The 26860-nt window shown below is 52.4% G+C and carries 22 protein-coding genes and 2 pseudogenes; 18 read left to right on the top strand and 6 right to left on the bottom strand.

The window, feature by feature from the left end; genetic code table 11:
- The first annotated feature begins 60 nt into the window (after positions 1–60).
- From V7Q49_RS05450 to V7Q49_RS05440, 3 genes are all read left to right on the top strand, one after another.
- Positions 61–1605 carry an MFS transporter gene (locus tag V7Q49_RS05450; RefSeq protein ID WP_333849725.1) on the top strand — a complete coding sequence of 515 codons (1545 nt, stop codon included), beginning with the start codon at positions 61–63 and terminating at the stop codon, positions 1603–1605.
- A 219-nt stretch (positions 1606–1824) separates the two neighbouring features.
- Positions 1825–3288: a mannitol dehydrogenase family protein gene (locus V7Q49_RS05445; RefSeq protein ID WP_333849724.1), complete on the top strand. Its 1464-nt coding sequence runs from the start codon at positions 1825–1827 to the stop codon at positions 3286–3288.
- Between the two features lie 161 nt (positions 3289–3449).
- Positions 3450–3881, top strand: coding sequence for a universal stress protein (locus tag V7Q49_RS05440; RefSeq protein ID WP_333849723.1), 432 nt, complete (start codon positions 3450–3452; stop codon positions 3879–3881).
- A gap of 42 nt (positions 3882–3923) precedes the next feature.
- Here the strand turns inward: V7Q49_RS05440 and V7Q49_RS05435 are convergent, their stop codons facing one another.
- Positions 3924–4610, bottom strand: coding sequence for a GntR family transcriptional regulator (locus V7Q49_RS05435; protein WP_333849722.1), 687 nt, complete (start codon positions 4608–4610; stop codon positions 3924–3926).
- A gap of 91 nt (positions 4611–4701) precedes the next feature.
- Positions 4702–5448, bottom strand: a complete 747-nt coding sequence (gene ydfG, locus V7Q49_RS05430) for a bifunctional NADP-dependent 3-hydroxy acid dehydrogenase/3-hydroxypropionate dehydrogenase YdfG (RefSeq protein ID WP_333849721.1) — start codon at positions 5446–5448, stop codon at positions 4702–4704.
- Positions 5449–5601: 153 nt separating this feature from the next.
- Between ydfG and dcp the strand changes: the two genes are divergently transcribed.
- Positions 5602–7647 (top strand): peptidyl-dipeptidase Dcp, encoded by a 2046-nt coding sequence (dcp, locus tag V7Q49_RS05425; RefSeq protein WP_333849720.1) that lies wholly within the window; start codon positions 5602–5604, stop codon positions 7645–7647.
- A gap of 151 nt (positions 7648–7798) precedes the next feature.
- Here the strand turns inward: dcp and V7Q49_RS05420 are convergent, their stop codons facing one another.
- Positions 7799–8047, bottom strand: a complete 249-nt coding sequence (locus tag V7Q49_RS05420; protein WP_333849718.1) for a hypothetical protein — start codon at positions 8045–8047, stop codon at positions 7799–7801.
- A 574-nt stretch (positions 8048–8621) separates the two neighbouring features.
- On the opposite strand from V7Q49_RS05420, the gene V7Q49_RS05415 reads away from it, so the two are divergent.
- From V7Q49_RS05415 to V7Q49_RS05400, 4 genes and pseudogenes are all read left to right on the top strand, one after another.
- Entirely contained in the window at positions 8622–8774 is a 153-nt protein-coding gene (locus tag V7Q49_RS05415) for a hypothetical protein (RefSeq protein ID WP_333849717.1), read from the top strand.
- 114 nt (positions 8775–8888) lie between these two features.
- The gene (locus tag V7Q49_RS05410) at positions 8889–9917 is read left to right on the top strand and encodes an acyltransferase family protein (protein ID WP_333849716.1); all 1029 of its coding nucleotides are present in this window, start codon (positions 8889–8891) and stop codon (positions 9915–9917) included.
- Positions 9918–10149: 232 nt separating this feature from the next.
- Positions 10150–10379, top strand: a pseudogene (locus V7Q49_RS05405) (M3 family metallopeptidase); the annotation flags it as partial.
- Between the two features lie 525 nt (positions 10380–10904).
- Positions 10905–12020 carry an acyltransferase family protein gene (locus tag V7Q49_RS05400; protein WP_333849715.1) on the top strand — a complete coding sequence of 372 codons (1116 nt, stop codon included), beginning with the start codon at positions 10905–10907 and terminating at the stop codon, positions 12018–12020.
- Positions 12021–12505: 485 nt separating this feature from the next.
- On the opposite strand, the gene V7Q49_RS05395 is transcribed toward V7Q49_RS05400, so the two are convergent.
- Positions 12506–13618: an acyltransferase family protein gene (locus tag V7Q49_RS05395; protein ID WP_333849714.1), complete on the bottom strand. Its 1113-nt coding sequence runs from the start codon at positions 13616–13618 to the stop codon at positions 12506–12508.
- 640 nt (positions 13619–14258) lie between these two features.
- On the opposite strand from V7Q49_RS05395, the pseudogene V7Q49_RS05390 reads away from it, so the two are divergent.
- Positions 14259–14492 (top strand): annotated as a pseudogene (locus V7Q49_RS05390) (M3 family metallopeptidase); the annotation flags it as partial.
- Positions 14493–14547: 55 nt separating this feature from the next.
- On the opposite strand, the gene V7Q49_RS05385 reads toward V7Q49_RS05390, so the two are convergent.
- Entirely contained in the window at positions 14548–16074 is a 1527-nt protein-coding gene (locus V7Q49_RS05385) for a sensor domain-containing diguanylate cyclase (RefSeq protein ID WP_333849713.1), read from the bottom strand.
- A 235-nt stretch (positions 16075–16309) separates the two neighbouring features.
- Here V7Q49_RS05385 and V7Q49_RS05380 point away from each other — a divergent pair, with 235 nt between their 5' ends.
- The 8 genes from V7Q49_RS05380 (at position 16310) to zinT (ending at position 24389) form a co-directional block, all read left to right on the top strand.
- Positions 16310–16630 (top strand): hypothetical protein, encoded by a 321-nt coding sequence (locus V7Q49_RS05380; RefSeq protein WP_333849712.1) that lies wholly within the window; start codon positions 16310–16312, stop codon positions 16628–16630.
- Between the two features lie 298 nt (positions 16631–16928).
- Complete coding sequence (locus V7Q49_RS05375; RefSeq protein WP_333849711.1) at positions 16929–18032, top strand: cobalamin-independent methionine synthase II family protein; 1104 nt, start codon at positions 16929–16931, stop codon at positions 18030–18032.
- 204 nt (positions 18033–18236) lie between these two features.
- Complete coding sequence (gene urtA, locus V7Q49_RS05370) at positions 18237–19508, top strand: urea ABC transporter substrate-binding protein (RefSeq protein ID WP_333849710.1); 1272 nt, start codon at positions 18237–18239, stop codon at positions 19506–19508.
- Positions 19509–19533: 25 nt separating this feature from the next.
- Positions 19534–21108, top strand: coding sequence for an urea ABC transporter permease subunit UrtB (urtB, locus tag V7Q49_RS05365; protein ID WP_333849709.1), 1575 nt, complete (start codon positions 19534–19536; stop codon positions 21106–21108).
- Entirely contained in the window at positions 21108–22181 is a 1074-nt protein-coding gene (gene urtC, locus V7Q49_RS05360; RefSeq protein WP_333849707.1) for an urea ABC transporter permease subunit UrtC, read from the top strand. The genes urtB and urtC overlap by 1 nt, the downstream gene beginning before the upstream one ends.
- A complete protein-coding gene (urtD, locus tag V7Q49_RS05355; RefSeq protein ID WP_333849706.1) occupies positions 22181–22972 on the top strand; it encodes an urea ABC transporter ATP-binding protein UrtD in 792 nt (263 codons plus the stop codon). Before urtC ends, urtD begins: the two co-directional genes overlap by 1 nt.
- A 9-nt stretch (positions 22973–22981) precedes the next feature.
- Positions 22982–23680: an urea ABC transporter ATP-binding subunit UrtE gene (urtE, locus tag V7Q49_RS05350; protein WP_333849705.1), complete on the top strand. Its 699-nt coding sequence runs from the start codon at positions 22982–22984 to the stop codon at positions 23678–23680.
- Between the two features lie 67 nt (positions 23681–23747).
- Positions 23748–24389, top strand: a complete 642-nt coding sequence (gene zinT / locus V7Q49_RS05345; protein ID WP_333849704.1) for a metal-binding protein ZinT — start codon at positions 23748–23750, stop codon at positions 24387–24389.
- A 71-nt stretch (positions 24390–24460) separates the two neighbouring features.
- On the opposite strand, the gene ydeE is transcribed toward zinT, so the two are convergent.
- Positions 24461–25654, bottom strand: a complete 1194-nt coding sequence (gene ydeE / locus V7Q49_RS05340) for an efflux MFS transporter YdeE (RefSeq protein WP_333849703.1) — start codon at positions 25652–25654, stop codon at positions 24461–24463.
- Between the two features lie 193 nt (positions 25655–25847).
- Between ydeE and eamA the strand changes: the two genes are divergently transcribed.
- Complete coding sequence (gene eamA, locus V7Q49_RS05335) at positions 25848–26747, top strand: O-acetylserine/cysteine exporter (RefSeq protein ID WP_333849702.1); 900 nt, start codon at positions 25848–25850, stop codon at positions 26745–26747.
- The last annotated feature ends 113 nt before the right edge of the window (positions 26748–26860 follow it).

Below are 26860 nucleotides of genomic sequence, written 5' to 3'. Positions count from 1 at the left end.
ACGCACAAACTCAGGGAAGCATCGGGAATTAACTGGATTTTTTTCAGGTAAGGAAACTGTATGTCTCGTGCAAAGAAAAACATCACCATTCCGGTGAGTATTGGATACGGATTAACCGATATTATGGGCGGCGGCGCCTTTACCGTCATCGGCGCCTGGCTGTTATTCTTCTACACCACCTTTGTGGGCTTATCCCCGATGGAAGCGGCATCGATTGTCGCCATCGCCCGTATTGTCGACGCGGTCGTCAGCCTGTTTATGGGCAGCCTGACCGACCACTTTTATAAGAACTACTTTGGCAAGAAATTTGGCCGTCGGCGCTTTTTCCTGCTGATCGGCGCGCCGCTGATGCTGGTCTACGCCTTGCTGTGGCTCGACGGCATGAGTTACGGGTTTTACCTGGCGGTCTATCTGGCGTTTGAAATTATTGCCGCCATGGTGCTGATCCCCTGGGAAACGCTGCCGTCAGAGATGACCAAAGAGTTTAACGGCCGCACCAAACTGTCTACCTGCCGCATGTTCTTGTCGGCTTCCGGCACCTTCCTGGCCACCTTTATCCCCGGCCTGCTGATCGGCTATTTTGGCGAGCAGAGCGCCAGTGCCTACCTGATTAACGGCGTGATCTTCGCAGTGCTATTCATGGTCTGCGTCTTTATCTCGTGGAAAGTGACCTGGGAGCGGGAGCTCACCCCGGAGATGCAGGCCGAGCTGGAAAATTCAGCGCTGCCCGGCAGCCTGGCTGACAAACTGCGTGCCGTTGGCGAGCTGTTTAAATCCTACGCCTCGACGCTGAAAATCCGCGCCTTCAGAAAGCATCTGGCGATCTATCTGCTGTCGTTTACCGGCAAAGACGTCTACAACACCGTGTTTGTCTTCTTCTGCGTCTACTGCCTGAACGTCTCGTCATCGCTGGCGGGGAGCCTGCTGTCGATGAGTATCGTCGGCCTGCCGGTCACGCTGATTGCCGGATTCGGGATCATCAAATACGGCCCGGCCCGGCTGTACGTTTTCGCCTATGTCGTGATGATGCTGTGCCTGGCCGGTTTCCTGGCGGTGTACCAGATCCCGGCGCTGAATACCGTATTCACGCTGTTCCTGCTGGCCGGGCTGTATCAGGTGGGCCGCTGCGTGCTGGAATTCACTCCGTGGAACGTCTTCCCGTTCATTCCCGATATCGATGAAATGGTCAGCCGTCAGCGCCGGGAAGGGCTGTTCGCCGCGGTGATGACCTTCTCGCGGAAAACCACGGTCGCTATCGCCACCTTTGTGGTCGGCTTTCTGCTGCAAACCGGTGGCTTCGTGAAGGGGAGTCAGGTTCAGCCGCCGGAAGCGATTCACACCATCGCCATGCTGATGTTTATCGGCACCGCCGGGCTGCTGATCCTCGCCCTTTGGCAGGCGCTGACCTTCCGTCTGAATAAGCAGACCCACCAGATCTTTGTGGAAGAGGTCGAGCGCCTGCGGGCCAATGGTGCTAAAGCGGCGGTTGAACCCCACGTGCGGCGCGTGGTGGAGGATCTGACAGGCCATGACTACGACAGCCTCTGGACGGAACCGTCTCCAGCCGCAGAGCAGCCCCGGGAAAGGGTCACCTCTGCGGGATGAGTGGTTTACAGCATTTTGATGCTGTCACACAACTTGCAATTGATGTCACACCAGATGGTGAAAAGTTAACGTAAATCAATATCGACATATCAACAATCAGTATGGTTAACGGCAGAGAATTTTTTATGCCATCTACCATTCTAGTTGGGTTAGTAAGCCGGGCGGGTGGGAGCAACACCGGCCCGGATCCATCGCTTAATCACATTAACGAGTACTATCATGAAAAATCCGTTATTACATGCGCAAGCCACGCTTCCTCACTACAACCGCGATGCCCTGCAGTCGCGCATCGTCCATCTGGGTTTTGGTGCTTTCCACCGCGCTCATCAGGCGGTGTATGCCGATATGCTGGCAGCAGACCACGGCAGCGACTGGGGATACTGCGAGGTCAACCTGATTGGCGGTGAGCAGCAGATCGCGGATCTTAAGGCCCAGGATAACCTCTACACCGTGGCCGAAATGTCTGCCGATGCCTGGACGGCGCGGGTGGTTGGGGTGGTAAAAAAAGCGCTGCATGCCCAGGTTGATGGGCTGGAAGCGGTGCTGGCAGCCATGTGTGAACCTCAGGTGGCGATCGTCTCGTTAACCATCACCGAAAAAGGCTACTGCCACGCGCCTGCTTCCGGGCAGTTAATGCTGGATCATCCGCTGATCGTCGCCGATCTGCAGAATCCGCATCAGCCGGTTTCCGCGGTGGGCGTGGTGGTCGAGGCGCTGGCCCGGCGTAAAAATGCCGGCCTGTCGGCCTTTACCGTCATGTCCTGCGACAACATGCCGGAGAACGGTCACGTGATGCGCAATGTCACCTGTGCCTATGCCCGGGCGGTTAACAGCGAGCTGGCCGACTGGATCGAAGCCAACGTGACCTTCCCGTCCACCATGGTCGACCGTATTGTGCCTGCCGTCACCGCCGACACGCTGAGCAAAATCGAGCAGATCACCGGCGTGCGCGATCCGGCAGGGGTGGCCTGCGAGCCGTTCCGTCAGTGGGTAATCGAAGACAACTTTGTTGCCGGACGTCCGGCGTGGGAAAAAGCGGGGGCCGAGCTGGTGGCCGACGTGATCCCGTTCGAAGAGATGAAGCTGCGCATGCTCAACGGCAGCCACTCGTTCCTGGCCTATCTGGGCTATCTGGCGGGCTATCAGCACATCAACGACTGCATGGAAGACGCGAACTACAAGCGCGCCGCCCACGCGCTGATGCTCAACGAACAGGCCCCGACGCTGAAAGTCACCGGGGTGGATCTGGCACGTTACGCCGATCTGCTGATTGAACGCTACAGCAACCCGGCGCTGCGTCACCGTACCTGGCAGATCGCCATGGACGGCAGCCAGAAGCTGCCGCAGCGTATGCTGGACTCCGTGCGCTGGCACCGGGTGCATCAGAAGCCTTTCCCGCTGCTGGCGCTGGGCATTGCCGGCTGGATGCGCTATGTCGGCGGCGTGGATGAGCGTGGCGAGGCTATCGAGGTGTGCGATCCGCTGCTGCCGGTGATCCAGGCGGCGGTGCAGGGCAGTACGGAAGGCGAAAGCCGCGTGAAAGCCCTGCTGGGAATTGAGACCATTTTCGGTCAGGAGTTACCGCACGACAGCGTCTTCGTTGACGTTGTGATGAACGCGTACGCTGCGTTGCTGAAAAACGGGGCGAAAGCCACCGTCGCCCACTACGCCGCGCAGATCTAACATTCCCCTCATGCCGTCGTTCGCGGCGGCATGATCGTCTACCCACACTTCTTTACTTATATCCTCTATTTCCTGACCCTGCCGTTTAACCTTTGTTTGAAAACACCCTGTCATTCTGAATATCGTTAATAAACATATTATCGATAAAAGGAGAAAGGCGTATGTATAAGAAAATCTTGATGCCTGTCGATGTATTTGAAATGGATTTAAGTGATAAGGCCGTGCGTCATGCTGCATTTCTGGCACGGGCCGATAATGCCGAAATTACGTTGTTGAATATCCTCCCGGTCAACAGTCGCGCCATGCTGCGTGGCTTCTCCTCGGATATTGTGAAGTTCGAGGCCTATATGACCGAGGAGTCAAAGAAAAAGATGAATGAGCTAAAGCGGCTCTTTGATATTCCGCCTGACAAAATTCATACCGCGGTGCGTTTTGGCAGCGTGCGCGATGAAATTATCGCGATGGGTGCCGAAGGCGAGTTCGATATTATTGTTATCGGCTCGAAAAAGCCGGGGGTAACAACCCATCTGCTGGGCTCAAACGCCGAATCGGTATTACGCTATGCCAAAATTCCGGTATTGGTGGTGCGCTAAATGACTGAACGCATCCCGGGCATTTGACGGGATGCGGACATATTACTCTTCGCTAAACCAGTCGCTGTTTTCCTGACGAATTAACTGTACCGACTCGCCAATTTCCTGCAGATGCAGGGTCATCGCTTTTTCGACCGCATCGGCATCGCGCTTTTCCAGCGCGCTAAAAATATCATGATGCTGACGCAGCAACATCTCCGGCGGCGAGACGTGGTCGAGGCTCATATAGCGCACCCGGTCCATGGTCGCCTTAATATTCTCGATGGTATCCCAGGCCAGCTGGCAGTCGGCAATTTGCGCCAGCTTCTGGTGGAACTCGTCGTCAAGCAGGAAAAAGTCGTTCAACTGTTTGCGCTCAATGGCGATGCGCTGCTGATGCAGATTCTGCTCGATAAGGTAGCACTGATGATCGTCGATCAGGCCCGCGGCGCGGCGCACCACGGCGCACTCTATCGCCTGGCGGACAAAGCAGCCGTTACGCACCTGGGTGAGGGAGATCTTATTCACGTAGCTGCCGCGCTGGGGGCGGATCTGAATCAGGCCGTTTTCGGCCAGCTTAATAAAGGCCTCGCGAACCGGCTGGCGCGAAACATCAAAACGAATCGACACCTCTTTTTCAGAGAGCGGGGTTCCCGGCGGGATCAGACAGTGCACAATGTCGCTGCGCAAAATACGGTAAATCTGCTGATTAACGGGTTGGGTCGGATTGAGTTGCGATTCAGCGGCCATTGGATATGATTTCTCAGAGAATTAACCGGTAAATACTACCATTCTTTTGCCCGGCATCCCAGACCTGGCCCGCAGGCCAGGTCCGGAAAGATCACCCGCGATGGACGCTCAGACCGGCAAAGCTCTGGCTGACCGGCATCATTTCAACGGTGTTAATGTTGACGTGCTTCGGCAGGGTAGCTACCCACCAGACGGCTTCGGTAACATCATCCGGCGTCAGGGCGGTGGTGTTCTCGTAGGTTTTACCGGCTTTGTCGTCATCGCCTTTGAAGCGCACGTTGGAGAACTCCGTTCCGCCAACCAGACCCGGCTCGATATCCGTCACGCGAATAGCGGTGCCGTGCAGATCGGTGCGCAGATTCAGGCTGAACTGACGTACAAAGGCTTTGGTGGCACCGTAGACGTTGCCGCCCGCATAAGGCCAGCTGCCCGCGGTGGAGCCGATGTTAATCACATGCCCACGGTTGCGCTCGACCATGCCCGGCAGCACGGCGCGGGTCATATACACCAGGCCTTTGTTGTTGGTGTCGATCATTGTTTCCCAGTCTTCCACGCTGGCTTTGTGCGCAGGCTCAAGGCCCAGCGCCAGCCCGGCATTATTGACCAGCACGTCGATGTCGCGCCATTCAGCCGGCAGGTTAGTAATCATCTCTTCAATGGATGCGCGGTTACGTACGTCCAGCTGCGCGGTCAGAATGCTCTCTCCAAGTTCCTCTTTCAGCTCCTGCAGACGCTCCTGACGACGGCCGGTGGCAATCACTTTATGCCCGTTGGCGACGAAGCGACGCGTGATGCTTTCACCAAAACCTGCTGTCGCCCCGGTAACTAAAATTATCATCTCACTGTTCCTCAACGCTTTTTGTGTTGTACTACCATAGCATGTGATCTGACGCAGGGTAAGGCGACTTTTCGTCCCCTTAAGGTGACAGAGATTGCAGCGTCTGCCGGGCTGGCCTACTCTGGTGAAATTCATCATATTCAGGAGTCTGATATGTCTGGCACTAACCCCTTTTTTGCAAGCAGCCTGCTGCCGTACCAGGCGCCGCATTTTGATCTGATCGACGACAGCCACTATCGCCCGGCCTTCGATGAGGCCATCCGCCTTAAGCGTGAGGAGATCGCGGCGATCGCCGGATCTGCGGCGGCACCTGACTTTGACAATACCGTGCTGGCGCTGGAGAACAGCGGTGCCCTGCTGAGCCGGGTGAGCAACGTCTTCTTTGCCATGACCTCGGCGCACACCAACGATTACCTGCAACAGCTGGAAGAGGCGATCGCCACCGAACTGGCGGCGCTGTCCAATGATATCTGGCTGAATGACGCGCTCTTTTCCCGGGTGGATGCGGTCTTTAACGCGCGGCAGTCGATGGCCCCGGACGCAGAGTCCCTGCGCCTGATCGAGGAACTGCACCAGCATTTTATCCTGGCAGGTGCCCGGCTGGGTGAGGCGGAAAAACAGGCGCTGAAAGCTATCAATACGGAATCTGCCGCCCTTACCAGCCAGTTTAACCAGCGCCTGCTGGCGGCCGATAAAGCGGGCGGGCTGGTGGTGGATTATCTCCATCAGTTGGATGGCCTCAGCGAGGCAGAGCAGGCTGCGGCTGCCCAGGCGGCGGCGGAGAAGGGGCTCAGCGATCGCTGGCTGATCCCACTCCTGAACACTACCCAGCAACCGGCCCTGCAACAGCTGCGTGACCGCCAGACCCGGGAAAATCTGTTCAGGGCAGGATGGCTGCGTACGCAAAAAAACGATGCCAACGATACCCGCGAGCTGGTGCGTCGTCTGGTGGCGCTGCGGGCGCGTCAGGCAGAACTGCTGGGCTTCGACAGCTATGCCAGCTGGAAAATTGCCGATCAGATGGCGAAAACGCCCGACGCCGCACTGCAGTTTATGCGCGGTATCGTCCCGGCGGCACGCGAGCGCGCCTTGCAGGAGCAGGCAGATATCCAGAAGGTGATTGATGATGAGCAGGGCCGGTTTGAGGTGCAGGCCTGGGACTGGTCGTTTTACGCTGAACGCGTGCGGCTGGCGAAGTACGCCCTCGATGAATCTCAGGTGAAACCCTATTTTGAGCTTAACAGGGTGCTGAACGACGGCGTCTTCTGGGCAGCGACCCAGCTGTTCGGCATTACCTTTGTCGAGCGCAGCGACATCCCGGTTTACCATCCTGACGTCCGCGTCTGGGAAATCTTCGACCACCACGGAGAAGGTATGGCGCTGTTTTACGGTGACTTCTTCGCCCGCGATTCGAAAGGCGGCGGGGCGTGGATGGGTAACTTTGTCGAGCAGTCCTTTGAATCCGGCACGCACCCGGTGATCTATAACGTCTGTAACTATCAAAAACCGGCCGCAGGCCAGCCGGCGCTGATCTCCTGGGATGATGTGATCACCCTGTTCCACGAATTTGGTCACACCCTGCACGGGCTGTTTGCCAGTCAGCGGTACGCCACGCTCTCCGGCACCAACACGCCGCGTGATTTTGTGGAATTCCCGTCGCAAATTAACGAGCACTGGGCCAGCCATTCGCAGGTCTTTGCCCGCTATGCGCGCCACTATGAAACCGGTGAGCCGATGCCAGACGCCTTACGCGAGAAAATGGTCAGCGCCACTCAGTTTAATAAAGGCTATGACATGACCGAGCTGCTCAGCGCCGCGCTGCTGGACATGAACTGGCACGGGTTAACTGCTCGCGAGGCGCCAGAGGATGTAGAGGCCTTTGAAGCCGCGGCCCTGGAGCGCGAGCAACTGGATCTCCCCGCCGTACCGCCACGCTATCGCAGCACCTACTTTGCCCATATTTTTGGTGGCGGCTACGCGGCAGGCTATTACGCCTATCTCTGGACCCAAATGCTGGCCGACGACGGCTATCAGTGGTTCGTGGAGCAGGGCGGACTTAACCGCGAAAACGGGCAGAAATTCCGCGAGGCGATTTTGTCCCGCGGGAATAGCACTGATTTAGCTGAACTTTATCGGGTTTGGCGTGGGCACGATCCGAAGATCGAACCGATGTTGGTGAATCGCGGACTGAGTGCATAAGGGTTTTTTCACGCAGGGAACAGAACCGGGCGCGATGCCCGGTTTTTTATGAGAATTTTTCTTCCCCAAAACTCCTCCAAAATTCCTCCCCAAAATGAATCCTTAGATTCTGCGAAATTTGCAGGGGGATACGGCCCAATTATTCACGTAGCTACACCTTCACTTTCACCCAGTCGAGACCGCGATCGTTATGATACTGCGCTGTCATCCTGTCTGATGAATGACCCAGTAGCTGCTGGGTGTTGATGCCTTGCTCCTCATACAGACGCTCCGAAAGAGAACGCTGCTCGTGAAAGGTCGGCATTGTTTTACCGTCCTCCACGGAAATGCCCGTGCTATCGATCGCGAGCTTGAAGGAGACGCTAAGGCTGTTCTGGCCAACCTGGTCGCTTGCCTTCACATTACCGCTTGATGTCACGTGATGAAGAAGCCAAGGGCTAACTACCCGATCCCTACATCGCTTAATCACCTGCGCCAGGGTGATATCCAACATCTCGCAGCGTAGCGAGAGCGGTATAGCCAGTTTCGCCCACCGTCTTACCGCATCAGCTTTAATTTAGTATCGGGAACAGATAGTAGCGGCTCTTTCATTGTTGGATTTCAAAATAATAGAACACTCCGTACGAGAACTATTACCGTCCTTAATACCTCGGCAGGTGCTACATCGCCAACCGCGCTCAATATTTCCGGAGCGGTACCAAAAAATGCCAAAGCTGCATTGCTTTACACGCGGTCACGCGCAATTACTGGAATTGGTTCAATAGGGATTGCTATTTCGTTAGACGCTAACGATTCTGGTAAAATGGCTGGTGGTATTTATATTGATGATAATTCATCCAGTGTGTCATATCATTCAACAGCGATTCCACTACAATTAGCTACGCCCAAGACAATTTATTACTCTATTTCAGTGTTTACCATCACGTCTTAAAGTTTCTATATATTCAGTTCTGGCTATGATTTTAAGGAGGCCTATGATTTACATTAAATTTAAAGATGAAAAGCAGAAAGAAATTGTGTCAGTATTTTTATGTGAGCAATCAAGCGATTATTACAAAAATCTTGATGAAGTTTCAGGAGAAGATAAGTGCTATTTAGCATTCATAGAGGCACATCCTGAGGAGTAATCAATAGATGATAAACCAGGGACGATTGTCATAATGTCATCATTAGATATGTTGGTATTGTGAATAAAATCGCATATAATCACTCTATCAATTTACTATAGCCTTAAGGTGATTATGGGCTGGATAAGGTTGTTTTTGGCTGCATCAGTTGTTGTGGCACATAACGGTATACGAGTTCCGGGCGTTGAAGGTCATCTCGCAGTCCTGGCATTTTTTGTCATTTCTGGCTTTTACATGGGCTTGGTGCTAAATGAGAGATATGTAGGTAATACGCTAGGTTTCTACGTGGCAAGATTTCTACGTCTCTGGCCAAGCTATATTATCGTGTTTCTTGCGGTGCTAATGTTTGTCTCTCCTATGGACCACATTATATACACTAATTATACAGCAGCGATTCTTGTTTGGCTTTCATCATTGACGATGTTATTTTACCAGACATTATCTTGGTTTGGATTAGAACAGTCGGGAGATCTGGTATTTCTTAATATTAATCATCTAAATGACGGAGTCTCTGCATTAATAAACGCAACTCATATGCAGCAGATGTGGTCTGTGGGTGTTGAACTCTGCTTTTACATAGTTGCACCAATGTTTGCCAGAAAACCTAAAGCCATAATGTTTTTATTATTGATTGCTTTAGGTGTATTTATCTATATAAAAAATGCGTTATTTTTTCATCATCCATTGGACCATAGAAGTGCTGTTAGTTCTTTTTGGTTATTCCTTTTGGGGATGCTTTCCTATTATTTATGGCGAAGAATAAAAGAAAACAAGAGATTTGATGGGTTATCTCCAATAACTATGTCATTTTTTGGAGTTGCAGTCAGTATCGTATGCATTGCGGTTGCATGGCAATTTTTTAATAATCCATATGCTATTATTTTGTGTTATTCATTTTTTGCTGTGAGTATTGCTTTTGTCTTCAATGCAACAAAGAAGAGCAAAGTCGATAGATGGATAGGAGAACTGAGTTATCCTATTTACTTAATTCACTGGCCTATTGTATCCATCTTAATCACTGGACATCGCGGAAGCTGGGTCTGGTCGTTCATCATAATCGGTTTATCAATGATTGCGTCGGTGCTTCTGAACTTCGTAATTGATCGCAGTGTTGAACAATATCGCAGAACAATAGCTAGCTAGTCTGCGGTTCGACTGACGGACTCAGTTCGCAAAGCCCAGAGGTAGGGCGTTAATCATGGAAGACGGTGAAGCGCTCAAGGGAGCTACAGCGGAAGAAGTGGAGGTGATGGGTAGGGCGACGTATTTCATCAACCAAGCTGACGGTGGTGGTGAGTCTCCGGTGTAAAAAGCAGTACGCACCTTTAAATCTTACAAAGGGATCGATAGCGACTTTGCTTAGGTGGGCGTCGACGGCGGCTATGCCGCAGGCTATTACGCTTATCTATGGATTCAAATGCTGGCCAACGACGGCTATCAGTGGTTCGTGAAACAGGGCGGACTGAGTCGCGAAAACGGGCAGAATTCCGCGAGGCGATTTTGTCGCGCGGAAATACCACTGATTTAACTGAACTTTATCGCGCTTGGCGCGGGGGCGATCCGAAGAGCGAACCGATGCTGGTGAATCGCGGGGTGAGTGCGTAACCATTTATGGAAGAAAGGGCACCAAAAATCCGCCATGGCATTAACACGCTGCTATGTTGATTTAACGATTACCGAGAATTCATCATGAAAAGTGTTAACAGAACAATTGATACGAATGAATTTTTTAGGTTGGAATATAAGATCAACTATGATGGTTCTGTTCTGGGGAAAACGTTACAATGTAATTACCTCAGCATCCCAGTTTTCGCTCGAAATGACCGCGAAGACTTTATTTATTCCGATCGATTAGTTCGTCTCTAACCACGTGGTAATACCGCAGGGTAGTACTTTTAAGTAGTCCCAGATGGGGTTGAAGACGCAGAGAATGCCAACAAATTATCTAATGATTATATTTTATCCAGCAAACCTGGCTATGCCTCTTAACATATTATTACGGCAAAGTCTCGATAACCTCGGCAGAGTCAACAGCCAGAAGCCAATGTTGAGGTGCAGCTATGGATTTGAATTGTTAGATATGCAGCTTTGATATAAGATTCCTGAAAGTTTTCAGTTAATGGTGTTAAAATGTCAAAAATCAATAGTATACATTATCTTCGCGGCACTGCCGCAGTTCTGGTTGTCCTTTATCATTTAAGGGGGACATTGAATGATGTTTATTCACAAAAAGATCTTGGTGACCTCCTTTTTTCATTTGGTGCATTCGGTGTAGATCTGTTCTTCATAATAAGTGGATTTATAATTTGTTTTGCAACAAATAAATATGAGGCTAACTTAGGAGTAAATTATATTGTTCGACGGATTTTTCGTATATATCCATTATTAATTGCAGGCGTGACATTCTACTATATTTTTGTATTTGAGAGTGCTGATTTGGGGTTTTACTTAAGGTCACTGATTCCATTGGGGCATAATATATCTGAAGGATCACCGTTCTTTGGTTATAACATGCTTACACCTGCATGGACATTAACCTACGAAATATTATTCTATTTTATTTTTCTGATAGCCATGTTAATCAATCATAGGAGTAGGGCTGTAATTTGTGTAGTAATGCTTGTTTGCCTTGTTTTTGGGATTCAGTATTCGCAAACTGGAACCGTCACTATGCAGGGTTACAATAAAAACTCTTTCTTTGAGGGAAGTATGTTACATGCTCCTTTAACAATCCTTGCATCTCCGATGTTCATAGATTTTATTTATGGAATTATTATCTATAAAATAGCCTCTCTCCGTATATTTGATAAAAGCACAACATTAAATAAATTTGTATACCCTTTGTGTGTCTTATTATTTGGTATGAGTGCTTTAATGATTTTATCTTGTCAAGTTTACGGGCATGGACCTTTGATATGGGGCATATGGAGTGCGTGGTTAGTTCTCTCATTAGTCATGATGGAAAGAATATCAAGATTTAAAGAAATTCCAATTATGAATTTCTTTGGTGATATATCCTATTCTTTATATTTAACGCACGTAATCATCATTGATGCTTACCACAGAAATCCTGATATATTCACCCTATTTCAAAGCACAAATGGTATTACCAAACTGATGTTTTTATTTTTCACCTCAGTTTTTGTTGCTTATGTCTGCCATGAAATTATTGAGAAAAAATCCATCGCTTTAGGGAAGTATGTTATAAATAAAATTAACTCCAAAATAACGAAGTCGATTTTCTGAATAACTAATTCGGATATAATAAAATTTTCGTAATTACATAGTCCTCTTCGGAGGGCTTTCTCATCGCTAAATACTAAATGATGCGAGACAGATTGGATCGGCGATGTTCCTGTGCAGTAATGGGGCATGGGGCGGGCATAAAAACGCCGCACGTCATATGCAAGGAAACAAAAGTATGCATTTATGCGCACTGAATAACTGTAAAACACATAGGAGTTGCTGGTAATCGGCGGCGATGGTGAAACGAAAGTCATGCTGGCTGGCAACCCGGTGAAAGAGTCAGCCGAAAAAGCAATCTCAAGTTACTAACAAAAACCCTGTAATCAAAAGTGGAAGTGGGGATCAGCAATAGAAGATACCGACGAGGAATAAAAATCAAACGTACTAATTTTTAGTATAGGGATCTCCGTAAGTGCTGTGCAGTTGTTCAGCTGAAAAATTTACTAGCCAGATAGTTGTATCCTACCTGGCTATTTGAAAGATATTTATTGTTTTTCTATAAACGCTGCATGCCTGGAGGTAAATTTAGGAATGGAGAACTCTAGCAGTTTATTACGAACAATATTTGATAGTTTAACTTCAATATAATGATGAAATATAGAGGCTGCAGGGATCGATAAAATAGTTGCTAGCCATGCAACGACCAAACCCTGAGAAATATTAGCAAATCCATTCCTTTGCAAAATAACCCATACAAATGCATAAAGAAGAGTGTGAGTAAGGTAAATGGAATAAGATATATCTCCTAGCCATAATAAAACCTTAGGGGATTTTTGTTCATGTTCTTTTTGGCGCAAAGTAAGCGATAATACCATGAATGCTATAATGGGTAATTTGCCCATTACTCCATGGTCGCCAAATGAGTTGAATGAGAATAACCAAAGCACCAATGCGACGGAAAGATAGGTGGTCATGTTTAAAATATAATTGTTTTTAATGCGTATGGGTGAAAAGTAAATCAAACCAATAATTACACCACATACGAAATCCCATATGATTGGAGATGTAATTAGGTTCAGATACCCTATGCTAAAATTATATTGTGTTGATGAGCTAAACGAAAGTGTTCTGGTTGATTCCGGGATGATAATTAGCGTGAGAAATATCAGTGAGAAAAAAGTAACCCAACGAAAGCGTTTTGATAAAAGGGAAATGGCAAATAAAGCATAAAAATACATTTCGTAGTTTAATGTCCAGCCTACACCTAAGGTTGGATAACCTAAAGCTGGTGCTGAATCTGTATTAAGAGGATAAAATAAAAAAGACTTAATTAGAGTGTTTATTTTTTCTGGGGCCAGCATGAAGTTGTGATCAAATATTGTTGCAATCGAAACAAAAAGTATTGTTGCAACAGCATATGGAGGCCAAACTCGAGCCCAGCGTTTAATTATAAACTCAATGGAGTTTTTTGCGCCACCAGTAGAGTTTTTTGTTGCTAATACCATTACCAAACCACTAAGGACGAAAAATAAATCAACACCGGCATCAAATCCCCGCAATGCTATTTCATATACATCCCCATGACTACAAAAAGCTCTACCGTGATATAAAACAATAGCCATTGCGGCTATTCCCCTACACACCTGTACAAAATGCATGTCTCGATTATTTGTTGAGCTATGGGTTACCACGATAACATCTCTGTTTAATTGAAAGTTTTTTTGGATGTTACACCTGTATTTAGACGCGATCTACAATTTGAATGAATGTTTTCAAGACGCAGTTATCTACAGTAGGGAGTTATGTTGACATGGAAAAATAAAATGAGTGGATGTATATTGATGGTTAAAATAATTGGTGGGTTTAGATGGTGCGCCATTCTGTTTGCTAGAAAAATCTCATAGGGAAATTACAGCTTGCGGGTATGTTGCATAAAATATTGGGAACCCGTTGTTAGCGTTGGGTTTGATGTATTGCGGTCATTGTTAACTGATTTATGATGGTGCTCTCAAGCATTTAACAATATTGCAAATAAATTTATCATGGATTTTTACATTGTGTTTTAAACGTTCTGTATCAAATCTGTAGTGTTTGCTGTCATTGCATTAATATAGATATGGTTATATTCTGTGTTGATGATGTATAATATGTGCATTCAGTAGCGATATATTTTTATCAAATAAAATTAAAAATTTGAGGGTGTGAATTGCGCTATTTATAGTGAAGCGATTTAAAATAGAGAAGATTTAAAACACTTAAAAATTACACCGAACCGTTAATGAAATTTTCAGGGTGGACGGAGTTGGCTACGCATTAGGCTATTACGCCTATCTGTGGACGCAAATGCTGGCCGACTACGGCTATCAGTGGTTCGTGGAGCAGGGTGGACTTAACCGCGAAAACGGGCAGAAATTCCGCGAGGCGATTTTGTCCCGTGGGAATAGCACTGATTTAGCTGAACTTTATCGCCAGTGGCGCGGGCACGATCCGCAGATTGAGCCGATGCTGGTGAATCGTGGGTTGAGTGCGTAGGGCTTTTTCAGGTTGGAAACAGAACCGGGCGCGATGCCCGGTTTTTTGTCGTCTTCTACAGGCCAATGATCCGGTTCTTACCCGTGGATTTGGCCTGGTACAGTTTTTCATCGGCATGCTTCAGGATCTGCTCAACTGTATCCCGTGCAGTAAACTTTGCTATGCCGGCACTGAAGGTTACCTGCAAATCAGGCTCCCGCCATTCTCTTATGGAAACCATTTTTAACCAGGTAGCGATAAGCTGATAGAAATAATCATAATCCTCACCGACGTAGATTACGCATAACTCTTCGCCGCCAAACCTGTAAATATTATGCTCGCTATCAATGACCTGACGACCCATTTTACTGACGGTCTTCAACACAATGTCGCCCGTATCATGGCCATAGGTATCATTAATTTTTTTGAAGTTATCAATGTCAATCATCGCTAAAAAGAAGGTGTGTTTACTGCTGGCGAGACTATGCGTGTCGATATCGAATTTTCTTCTGTTGAAAATTTGCGTCAAACCATCCGTGGTGGAGTCATGGACGGCTTTCTCAAGGTTTTTTTTACTTTCCCGGATGTTTTCATAGATTGCACTTATGGTGATTTTCTCTTTTTTCGGATCGATACCGTTAATGCTCATATACAGTCTGGATATGATTTGTTCCATATATAATTTGGCTAAAACGACCATAACCATGTAGAACACCAGACAACATAACGTCACAATCCAGAACGTTTGCATTGCGCTGCTTGAGATATTTTTATAATCACTTTCATTAACGACAGTGAAGGCAATCCAGTCAGGGTTCATGTATGTCTTGTAAAATACGAAGACCTTTTCCTGACTATCATGAAAATTACCTTCAACATTTGATGCCTGTTCAATCCACGATTGAGGCACTTTTTTCCTTAAAATCTCTATTTTATTTTCGCTCAGGACGACTTCACCCGACGTCGCGACGATTAAAAACTTACCATTGTAAGGCGAAGTTTTATTGTTGATTGTTGAACTTATTGACTTCAGATCCAGATCGAAAGCGATATTGCCAATAAAATCGGAGTGCTTATTAAACAGGTTCATACTTGCGGTAATCGATTTTTTCTTTGATTTAGATGTCCCGCTTATATCACTAAGCATGGAGGTGTAAGGATCTGAATAACTAATGAAGTCTTTGGTGGCTGTCATGGGGTACCAGGGTCTGGAGCGTGGAGAGAAACTCGTTAACGCTACGTTAGGGTATATTTTGTACTTATCCGCGGGATTGGAAATGATAATATGGCTAAAGAATACTGTTGAATCTGTTATGGCAGGGATAACGGTATCAAGGTCTGTTGGTTGACCTGCTAAATATTTTTCAATATCTGCCTCATCCAGGTTTGAAGAGAGGCTTCTGAATATTTGCTTGATTTTATTAACAGGGGTTTCGATATTGGCTTTAGATGCGTTAGCCGTAAATCTGGATATGGTAGTTTGAAATTCATGTTTACTACTAAACTCAATATAGAACCAGGTATAGGTACACACCACGATAAAAGGGATGAGCAGTATAAAAAACAAGCATGCTATCATTTTGTTGGTACTGAAGATGGTCATGCTCAGCTCCCTGTCAAAAACACTCCATTTGGTAGGGTTATAGTAGCATTGAAAAAACCTGTAATCATTAATTACGGTGAGTAATTGTTTTATTTGCCGGTTTTTTGAACGCTCAGGATATTACGTGCTGAAGCGTAGAGACAGTCCGCAAAGCGATTAGCGCGCTGTCTGAAAAAGAAACAAAAACAATGGCAGCAACATGCGTAAATTCTCAAACAAATAGGTTGGCTCGATAATGGATTTTTCTCCTGTACTGCACGCACTCGCCGCCGTAACGCTCCAGTGTCTCTGCGGCCTGAGACTGGGAAAATGGGGTATCGGCGGCGCGCTGGGGTCGCTCTGGTTTATCGCCAGGGAACAGACTCAGGCTGAATACCGCTGGATTGCCCTGTTTGGCCACGGGAAGCGCGCCAACATGCCGTGGTGGGGCGGGTTTGACTGGCAGGTCTGGGATGTGGGCAGTCTGCTCGACTGGCTGGTGCCGGTTGCGGCCTGTACAGCCGTCTGGCTGATAGCGCGTTACCGTTCCTCGTCTGCCAGCTCAGATCCTGTTTAACCTTCATTTATCTTCTTCATGCTAACCTGGTCAGGATCCGCAGCCCGGTATGGAATACCGGGTCCGTAGATATCAAAATACAAATCTATCCATGCAAGCATTTACCGCCAGTTTCTGGCGGTTTTTTTTTGTCTCGCCGCCCATCATGAATTTTTTTCAACACCCATGAATTTTTCTCGTTTGCCGTGAGGCAGGCGCTGTGACATCTTTTGGACATATAGCCATCCAGAAGTCTAAATGTTCAAATAATGAATTATCACTGTCGGCAATTACCTGGCGGCAGATAAAGGAGATAAGCATGCAGCGACAACACGCCCCGAACCGTGCCGATGTGGTAGGCAGTTTCTTACGTCCCGACGCCATTAAACAGGCGCGGGTAAAGTTCGCCAGCGGTGAGATCGACGCCCGGCAGCTGCGTGCGGTCGAAGACGAGGCGATTCGCCATGTGGTAGAGCAGCAGTGCGCCTGCGGCCTGCAGGTGGTGACTGACGGCGAGTTCCGTCGCGCCTGGTGGCACTTTGATTTCTTCGACGGCCTGCAGGGCGTGGAGCGTTACGACTCGAACCAGGGTATCCAGTTTAACGGTGTGCAGACCAAAGCCCACGGCGTGCGCGTCACCGGCAAGCTGGGATTCGGCAGCCATCCGATGCTGGATGACTTCCGCTATCTCCAGAGCGTTAGCGGCAACGCCCAGCCGAAGATGACCATCCCGAGCCCGAGCGTGCTGCATTTCCGCGGTGGGCGTAAGGATATCGATGCCACGGTGTATCCGGATCTGGATGTCTATTTCGACGACCTGGCGCAAACCTGGCGAGATGCCATCCATGCCTTCTATGCGGCGGGCTGTCGCAACCTGCAGCTGGACGACACCGTCTGGGCCTACCTCTGCTCCGACGATCAGCGCCGACAGATCCGCGAGCGCGGTGATGACCCGGACCAGCTGGCGCGTACCTATGCCCGCGTGCTGAACAAGGCGCTGGAAGGCAAGCCGGAGGATTTGACTATCGGGCTGCACGTCTGTCGCGGTAACTTCCGCTCGACCTGGATCTCCGAAGGGGGCTACGAGCCGGTGGCCGAAATCCTGTTTGGCACCGTCAACGTCGATGCCTTCTTCCTCGAATACGACAACGATCGCAGCGGCGACTTTGCCCCGTTACGCTTCGTCCGTCCGGGCAAACAGCAGGTGGTACTGGGCCTGATCACCACCAAAAGCGGCGAGCTGGAGAACCCGGCAGGGGTGAAAGCGCGTCTGGAAGAGGCGGCGAAGTACGTCGCGAAAGAGCAGATCTGCCTCAGCCCACAGTGCGGCTTCGCTTCTACCGAAGAGGGCAACGCCCTGACCGAAGCCCAGCAGTGGGATAAGGTGCGCCTGGTTACTCAAATCGCCAGCGAAGTCTGGTAACCGTTTCTCCACAGCGTTGCATTAATTAAGTGCAACGCTGTGCCATTCTGATCCGCCTCTGTGTTCAAACCCTTATCCAACCCCGCGATCCCGCTTATTTTTCGTTCTGGCATCCTTTTTGCTCTGTCTAATCCTGAATGCTTTTTCTGCGTCCACGCCGTAACGGACGATTTCGCACAGCGTTGTTTTTCAGGAGTGAAAATTATGCATCGTCGTACCTTGTTAAAAGCCTTTGCTTTATCGGCCTCCGTGGTGGCCATGGGGATGAGTTTCAGCGTGCAGGCAGCCGACACCATCAAGATTGGCATCATGCACTCGCTCTCCGGCACGATGGCGATTTCCGAAACGCCGCTGAAAGACGTGGCGCTGATGACCATCGACGAGATCAACGCCAAAGGCGGCGTGCTGGGCAAAAAACTGGAGCCGGTGGTGGTGGATCCCGCCTCCAACTGGCCGCTGTTTGCTGAGAAAGCCCGCCAGCTATTAAGCCAGGATAAGGTGGCGGCGGTCTTCGGCTGCTGGACCTCGGTCTCGCGCAAATCGGTTCTGCCGGTGTTTGAGGAGCTGAACGGTCTGCTGTTCTACCCGGTGCAGTACGAAGGGGAAGAGATGTCGCCGAACGTCTTCTACACCGGCGCGGCACCAAATCAGCAGGCTATCCCGGCGGTGGAATACCTGATGAGCGAAGATGGCGGGGAGGCGAAGCGCTTCTTCCTGCTGGGCACCGACTACGTTTATCCGCGCACCACCAACAAAATTCTGCGCGCCTTCCTGCACTCGAAAGGGGTTCAGGATAAAGACATCGAAGAGGTTTACACCCCGTTCGGCCACAGCGATTACCAGACCATCGTTGCCAGCATCAAGAAATTCTCCGCCGCAGGCAAAACCGCAGTAGTCTCCACCATCAACGGCGACTCTAACGTACCGTTCTACAAAGAGCTGGCTAACCAGGGCGTAAAAGCCACCGACGTGCCGGTCGTGGCCTTCTCGGTAGGTGAAGAGGAGCTGCGCGGTATCGATACCAAACCGCTGGTGGGCAACCTGGCGGCGTGGAACTACTTCGAATCGGTGGATAACCCGGCCAACCAGGCCTTCGTGGCGGCCTATAAAAACTGGGCCAAAACCCAGAAGCTGCCGAATGCCGGCACGGTCGTGACCAACGATCCGATGGAAGCCACCTACGTAGGGATCCACATGTGGGCCCAGGCGGTGGAAAAAGCGGGCACCACCGATGTGGATAAAGTGCGTGCCGCCATGGCGGGTCAGTCCTTTAAAGCGCCGTCGGGCTTCACCCTGACCATGGATGCCACCAACCACCATCTGCATAAGCCGGTGATGATTGGCGAAATCGAGGGTAACGGCCAGTTCAACGTGGTATGGCAGACCGAAGCGCCGGTCCGCGCCCAGCCGTGGAGCCCGTACATTGCCGGGAACGATAAAAAGCCCGACACCCCGATCAAAACCGCCAGCAACTGAATCCGGATCATAAAGAGGTAAAGCCATGAACGTCATGCGCATGATCTTCGCTCTCGTATGGCTTGCCGGACTGCTGCCAGGGATGGCGCAGGCAACGGACGCCGATAACTTTGTTGCCGCCAGCCGCAGCCAGCAGGCGGCATTGCTGGTGCAGTGGGCCGCCGCGCCCGATCCCGCCCGTCTGGCGCTGCTGCGGGCATTGCAGCAGGAAAATGTCTTTGTCGATAGCAACAAGCACGCCTTTGCCCGTGCAAATGGTGCCTTAACCACTCTCGGCGAGGCTGCTCAGCCGCAGGGGGCGACCAAAGCCGTGCGGCTTACCAACCGTCTGCGGGTGCTGGCCGCCACGGCGCTCGCCACCCATCAGCTGGCCGGTGACAGTGTCACCGAAAGGCTGGCGGCGGCGAAGCAGCTCCAGCGCGATCCCCAGCCGCAGATGCTGCCTTTTTTACAGCGTCAACTGGCCAGCGAGAAGGATGACGCGGTGCGCCAGGTGCTGAGCCTGGCCGTCGCCAGCCTGCAACTGACCAGCACCCAGCCTGCGGTTCGCCAGCAGGCCGTCACGCTGCTTGGCGAGTCGAGCGACCCGGAGGTGCAGTCCCGGCTGCTGCCTTATACCCACGCGCAGACCGAGCCGGATGCCGGGGTACGTCAGGCCGCGGCGGAAAGCCTGCGTCAGATCCAGCATCGTCAGACCATCAGCGACCTGCTGGGTCAGGCCTTTATGGGACTGTCGCTGGGCTCCATTCTGCTGCTCGCCGCGCTCGGACTGGCTATCACCTACGGCCTGCTGGGGGTGATCAATATGGCCCACGGCGAGATGCTGATGCTCGGGGCTTACGCCACCTGGATGGTGCAGCAGGCAATGGCGCAGTTCACCCCGCAGTGGCTTACCTTTTATCCGCTGGTGGCGCTGCCGGTAGCGTTCGGGCTCACCGCAGGCGTGGGCATGGCGCTGGAACGCACGGTGATCCGCCATCTGTATGGCCGCCCGCTGGAAACATTACTGGCGACCTGGGGCATCAGCCTGATGCTGATCCAGCTGGTGCGCATGATCTTCGGGGCGCAAAACCTTGAAGTTGCCAACCCGGCATGGCTCTCCGGCGGGGTGCAGGTCTACGCCAGCCTGATCCTGCCGTGGAACCGGCTGGTCGTGCTGGGCTTTGTGCTGCTGGTGCTGTTTTTCACCTGGCTGATCCTCAACAAAACCCGGCTGGGGCTGAACGTGCGGGCGGTGACGCAAAACCGCAGCATGGCGGCCTGCTGCGGGGTGCCCACCGGGCGCGTCGATATGCTGGCCTTTGGGCTGGGCTCCGGCATTGCCGGGCTCGGCGGGGTGGCGCTGTCGCAGCTGGGCAACGTCGGGCCGGAGCTGGGTCAGGGCTACATCATCGACTCCTTCCTGGTGGTGGTGCTCGGCGGCGTAGGCCAACTGGCCGGCAGCGTGGCGGCCGCCTTTGGTCTGGGGATTTTCAATAAGATCCTCGAGCCGCAGATGGGTGCCGTACTCGGCAAAATCGTGATTCTGGTGGCGATCATTCTGTTTGTTCAGAAGCGTCCTCAGGGGTTGTTTGCACTGAAAGGGAGGGTAATCGACTGATGAGCCAGCCACTGACCTTAACCCTGGCGCGGAAAGCGCCGCGCAGCGTACCGATACTCCTCGGCCTGCTCCTCGCCGCACTGCTGGTGCTGCCGTTTCTGGCGCTGCTGCCCGCCGCGCATCCGCTGGCGGTCTCCACCTGGATGCTGACCCTGGTGGGCAAAATCCTCTGCTACGCGATTGTCGCCGTGGCGCTGGATCTGGTGTGGGGCTACGCCGGCATGCTGTCGCTGGGCCACGGCCTGTTTTTCGCCCTCGGCGGCTACGCGATGGGGATGTACCTGATGCGCCAGGCCGCGGGCGACGGCCTCCCGGCCTTTATGTCGTTTCTCTCCTGGAGCGAACTGCCCTGGTTCTGGTGGGGCACCCAGCATTTCGCCTGGGCGCTGGTGCTGATCGTGATGGTGCCCGGCCTGCTGGCGCTGCTGTTCGGCTGGTTTGCCTTCCGCTCAAAAATCAAAGGGGTCTATTTTTCGATTATGACCCAGGCGCTGACCTTCGCCGGGATGCTGCTGTTCTTCCGCAATGAAACCGGCTTTGGCGGCAACAACGGCTTTACCGGCTTCACCACGCTGCTGGGCTTCTCCGTCACCGCGACCTCAACGCGTATCGGGCTGTTTATTGCCACCGTGCTGCTGCTGGCGGCATCGCTGGCGGTGGGCTATGCGCTGGCAAAAAGTAAGTTTGGCCGCATCCTGACCGCGGTGCGCGACGCGGAGAACCGGCTGACCTTCTGCGGCTACGATCCGCGCGGCTTTAAGCTGCTGGTCTGGACGTTATCCGCGGTGCTGTGCGGACTGGCCGGAGCGCTGTATGTTCCGCAGGTCGGGATCATTAACCCCGGCGAGATGTCACCCACCAACTCTATCGAAGCGGCTATCTGGGTGGCGCTCGGCGGCCGCGGCACGCTGATCGGCCCGGTGCTTGGCGCGGCGCTGGTCAACGGTGCAAAAAGCGTCTTTACCGTGGCAATGCCGGAGTACTGGCAGCTGTTTCTCGGGCTGATCTTTATCGCGGTCACGCTGTTTTTACCCCGCGGCGTAACGGGACTGTTCCGCAAAGGAGACCAGTAATGAGCGAACAATTATTTACCCGCCAGCTGCCCGGAGATCGCTATCGCGACCAGACCGACCCGGTGTTGCAGCTGGAGGGGATCAACGTCAGCTTTGACGGCTTTAAGGCGCTCACCGACCTGTCGCTTAACATTGGTGTAGGTGAGCTGCGCTGCGTGATCGGCCCCAACGGCGCGGGTAAAACCACCCTGATGGACGTCATCACCGGTAAAACGCGGCCCCAGAGCGGGCGGGCGCTGTACGACCAGTCGACCGATCTCACCACCCTCGATCCGATCGCCATTGCCCGCCAGGGTATCGGGCGCAAGTTCCAGAAGCCGACGGTCTTTGAGGCCCTGACGGTGTGGGAAAACCTCGAGCTGGCCATGAAGGGAGATAAGTCAGTGTGGGCCAGCCTGCGCGCCCGGCTGAGCAGCGAGCAGGGTGACAGGATCAACGAGATGCTGAGCCTGCTGCGCCTCGGCGCGGAGCGGCATCGCCGGGCGGGGTTGCTGTCGCATGGGCAGAAGCAGTTCCTTGAGATCGGCATGCTGCTGGTGCAGGAGCCGCATCTGTTACTGCTGGACGAACCCGCCGCCGGGATGACCGACGCCGAAACCGAATACACCGCCGAGCTGTTTCGCACCCTCGCGGGTAAACATTCGCTGATGGTGGTGGAACATGACATGGGCTTTGTCGAAACCATTGCCGATCACGTCACCGTCCTGCATCAGGGCCGGGTGCTGGCAGAGGGCTCGCTGCGCGAGGTGCAGGCCAACGAGCAGGTGATCGAAGTCTATCTCGGACGCTAAGGAGCGCGGATGCTACAGGTTAACGAACTGAATCAATATTATGGCGGGAGCCACATCCTGCGCGGGGTCAGCTTTGAGGCACTGCCCGGCGAAGTCACCTGCCTGCTGGGGCGCAACGGGGTGGGTAAAACGACCCTGCTGAAGTGCCTGATGGGGCTGATCCCGGCGCGCAACGGCGAGATCCTCTGGCAGAGCAAACCTATCACCCATGCAAAACCGCACCAGCGGGTGCAGGCCGGGGTAGCCTATGTGCCCCAGGGGCGGGATATCTTTCCCCGCCTGACGGTGGAGGAAAACCTGCTGCTTGGGTTATCGCGTTTTCCGTCGCGGGAGGCAAAGCAGGTGCCGGAGGAGATCTGGCAGCTGTTTCCCGTTCTGCAGGAGATGAAGCAGCGCCGGGGCGGCGATCTTTCGGGCGGGCAGCAGCAGCAGCTGGCGATTGGCCGGGCGCTGGCGAGCCGTCCGCAGCTGTTGATTCTTGATGAGCCCACGGAGGGGATCCAGCCCTCGGTGATTAAAGAGATCGGCCAGGTGATCCGCCAGCTCGCCAGCCGGGGCGATATGGCGATCCTGCTGGTGGAGCAGTTCTACGACTTTGCCGCCGAGCTGGCCGACAGCTATCTGCTGATGTCCCGGGGCAGCATTATCCAGCGCGGTCGCGGCGAGGATATGGAACAGGAGGGCGTTCGCGGCCTGGTGGCGATTTAACAGGTTGTTTTGCGATATGTTATAATATAACATCTCTCACTCTTTCAAATGGAGTGAGGACGTTATCTTGGCAGGACCTATTGGTAAATATGCAATGACTCTGGGGGCGATGCTGGTCAGCGGCCAGCTGTATGCCCATTCCCACGGCCACCAGATGACCGAGGCGGAACAAAAAGCGGCCAACGGCGTGTTTGAGGATAAAGACGTGAAGGATCGCCCGCTCTCTAACTGGGACGGCGTCTGGCAGTCGGTCTATCCGTTTCTGCTGAGCGGCGATCTCGACCCGGTGTTTAAGAAGAAGGCCGAGAAAGACAAGAGCAAAACCTTTGATGAGGTGAAGGCCTATTACCGCACCGGCTACGCCACCGACGTGGAGACTATCGGCATCGAGAACAACGTGATGGAGTTCCACGCCGGGAAAAGCGTCAGCCGCTGTGAGTATGTTTCAAACGGCTACAAGATCCTGACCTATGCCTCCGGCAAGAAGGGCGTGCGTTACCTGTTTGAATGCCAGGACGCAAATAGCAAAGCACCGAAGTTCGTCCAGTTCAGCGACCACACCATCGGCCCGCGTCAGTCAGCCCATTTCCATATCTTTATGGGCAACACCTCCCACGAGGCGTTATTAAAGGAGATGGATAACTGGCCGACCTATTATCCCAATGAAATGTACAAAAAGCAGGTGGTGGAGGAGATGTTGCACCATTAATTTCGGTGCGGTTTGTGCGCCGGGTTGGTAGTTTGTAGGCCCGGCAAGCGTAGCGCCGCCGGGCACTGCACTCAGGCTACACGAGGCAAATCAACCCACGCTTTCACCCGCATCCCACGTAAAATCATCATCCAGGCCAGCACAATGGCGACCATCATAATCACGAACAGCGACCAGTGCGGGAGATGGGTCAGGATCAGCCCGGTGATCATCGGGTTAAAGGCCGCGCCCAGCCAGCCGAGCGCCTGGGCGGAGAAGTAACTCGCTTTCATGCCCGGCGGGGCGATGTTGTCGATCAACATGTATTCGCCTGGCGCATAGATGATTTCCCCCACGGTAAAGACCGCCGCGGCGAGTCCCCAGTAGATCAGATTCTCCCCGGAGAGCATAAACCCGGCCAGACCGAGGACGAAAAACAGGGTGCCGAGGGTCATCAGCGGGCGGATGTTACGCGCCGACAGCCTGCGACCAATGATGTACTGCAGCGAAACCACCATCGCGGCATTGACCGGCAGCACCACGGCCACCACGTTCTGGGCGAAATCGCTGTCGTAATCTGCCGCCAGCACGTACTGGGAAATACAGCTGGCGAAAGAGCCCCCCACGTAGGAGGCCAGCAGCCCGGAGAGGGTATACCAGAACAGCGCCCGGTCGCGCAGCAGCACCGACGGCTGCCAGGGCACCGGCACATGTTCGCTATCGGCCGCCACGCCTTTCTGCACATAGCGTTGGATCAGCACCAGCGGCAGCGCGGCGCAGAAAGCCGCCATCCAGAACGGCAGTTGCAGGCTGTACATCATCAGCAAGGTGCTCAATGGCGGGCCGATGGTCCAGCCGATGTTGAGAAAGCTGTAGTTCAGCGAGAAAACCCGCGCCTTTTCCGCCGGGTTGAGCACATCGGAAAACCAGGCTTTCAGCACCGTGGAGAAGATTGAATAGGCGCAGTTGATCAGCGAGAAGGCCAGCACCACCAGCACGACGTTATCTACCAGCGGGATCGCCAGGAAGCCCAGCGCAACCGCCGTGATGGCGATGAGCATGTAGCGGTTTTTATCGAATTTATCGGCCAGAATGCCAAACCCCAGGCTGAACACCACTCCGATAGTCAGCGCCACCGACAGGGCATAACCAATATTCTCCACGCTCATGCTGTAGACGCGGGTGAGATAGATGGTCATAAACGGCAAGGTCGCGCCGCGCCCAATGGTGAGTAACAACGACGACGCCAGCAGCGCTGCGGTTGAGCGCCTGAGTGATGGTTTCATTTTCCTGCCCGACAATTGCGTGTGAAGTTTTTGTTATGTCTTATCAGGATTATCACGGCATAAGAGGCTTGTATAGCACCAAATTTATCCCTAAGTGCATCACCTGACTGCCAGAATTAATGATCTGTTCGTCGTCCTGATTTTTCGTTACTTTGATAAGTGTTTACAAAAATTTAATAAACAGGGGCAGGGTATGACGCGTAAAGACGGGCTGCTGGCATTGCTGGTGGTGGTAGTTTGGGGGCTGAATTTTGTGGTGATCAAAGTCGGGTTGCACAACATGCCTCCGCTGATGCTGGCCGGTTTACGCTTTCTGCTGGTGGCCTTTCCGGCGCTGTTCTTTGTTGCCCGCCCGAAGATCCCGTTTCGTCTGCTGCTGGGCTACGGCCTGACCATCAGCTTCGGCCAGTTTGCCTTTCTCTTTTGCGCCATCAACTTTGGCATGCCCGCCGGGCTGGCGTCGCTGGTGCTGCAGGCCCAGGCGTTCTTCACCATTATTCTCGGCGCGCTGGTATTTGGCGAGCGGCTGCAGGGCAAACAGCTGGCGGGGATCGCTCTGGCGATAGTCGGCGTACTGGTGCTGGCCGAGGCCAGCCTCAACGGGCAGCACGTCGCGCTGCTGGGCTATTTACTGACCCTGGCGGCGGCGTTCTGCTGGGCCAGCGGCAATATCTTCAATAAAAAGATCATGCAGCTTGAGACGCGTCCGGCGGTGATGTCGCTGGTGGTGTGGAGCGCCCTGATCCCGATTGTGCCCTTTATGGTGGCCTCCTATCTGCTGGATGGCCCAACGGTGATGCTGCACAGCCTGGTCACCCTCGACCTGACCACGATTTTGTCGCTGATCTATCTGGCGTTTGTCGCCACTATTGTCGGTTACGGCATCTGGGGCGCGCTGCTCGGCCGCTATGAAACCTGGCGAGTGGCACCGCTGTCGCTGTTAGTCCCGGTAGTGGGGATCGCCAGTGCGGCGCTGCTGCTGGATGAAAAACTGGGGGTGTTGCAGCTGGTGGGCGCGCTGCTGGTGATGGCCGGGCTCTATATCAACGTCTTCGGCCTGCGTTTGCGTCGGACGACGCGGGTCAGAGGCTGAAAAATTACCCTGTGGGTGGATGCCACCCACATAAATGTCGGAATGAACGATCGGATTGGCGATAATACGCGCGCATTTATTATAGAAATGAGAGTTTATCTTTGCAGAAAATA

The sequence above is a fragment of the Leclercia sp. genome (assembly GCF_036780805.1).
Lineage (GTDB): Bacteria > Pseudomonadota > Gammaproteobacteria > Enterobacterales > Enterobacteriaceae > Enterobacter.
The sequence above is the reverse complement of the archived record's forward strand: the minus strand, read 5'-3'. Positions and strand labels throughout refer to the sequence as shown.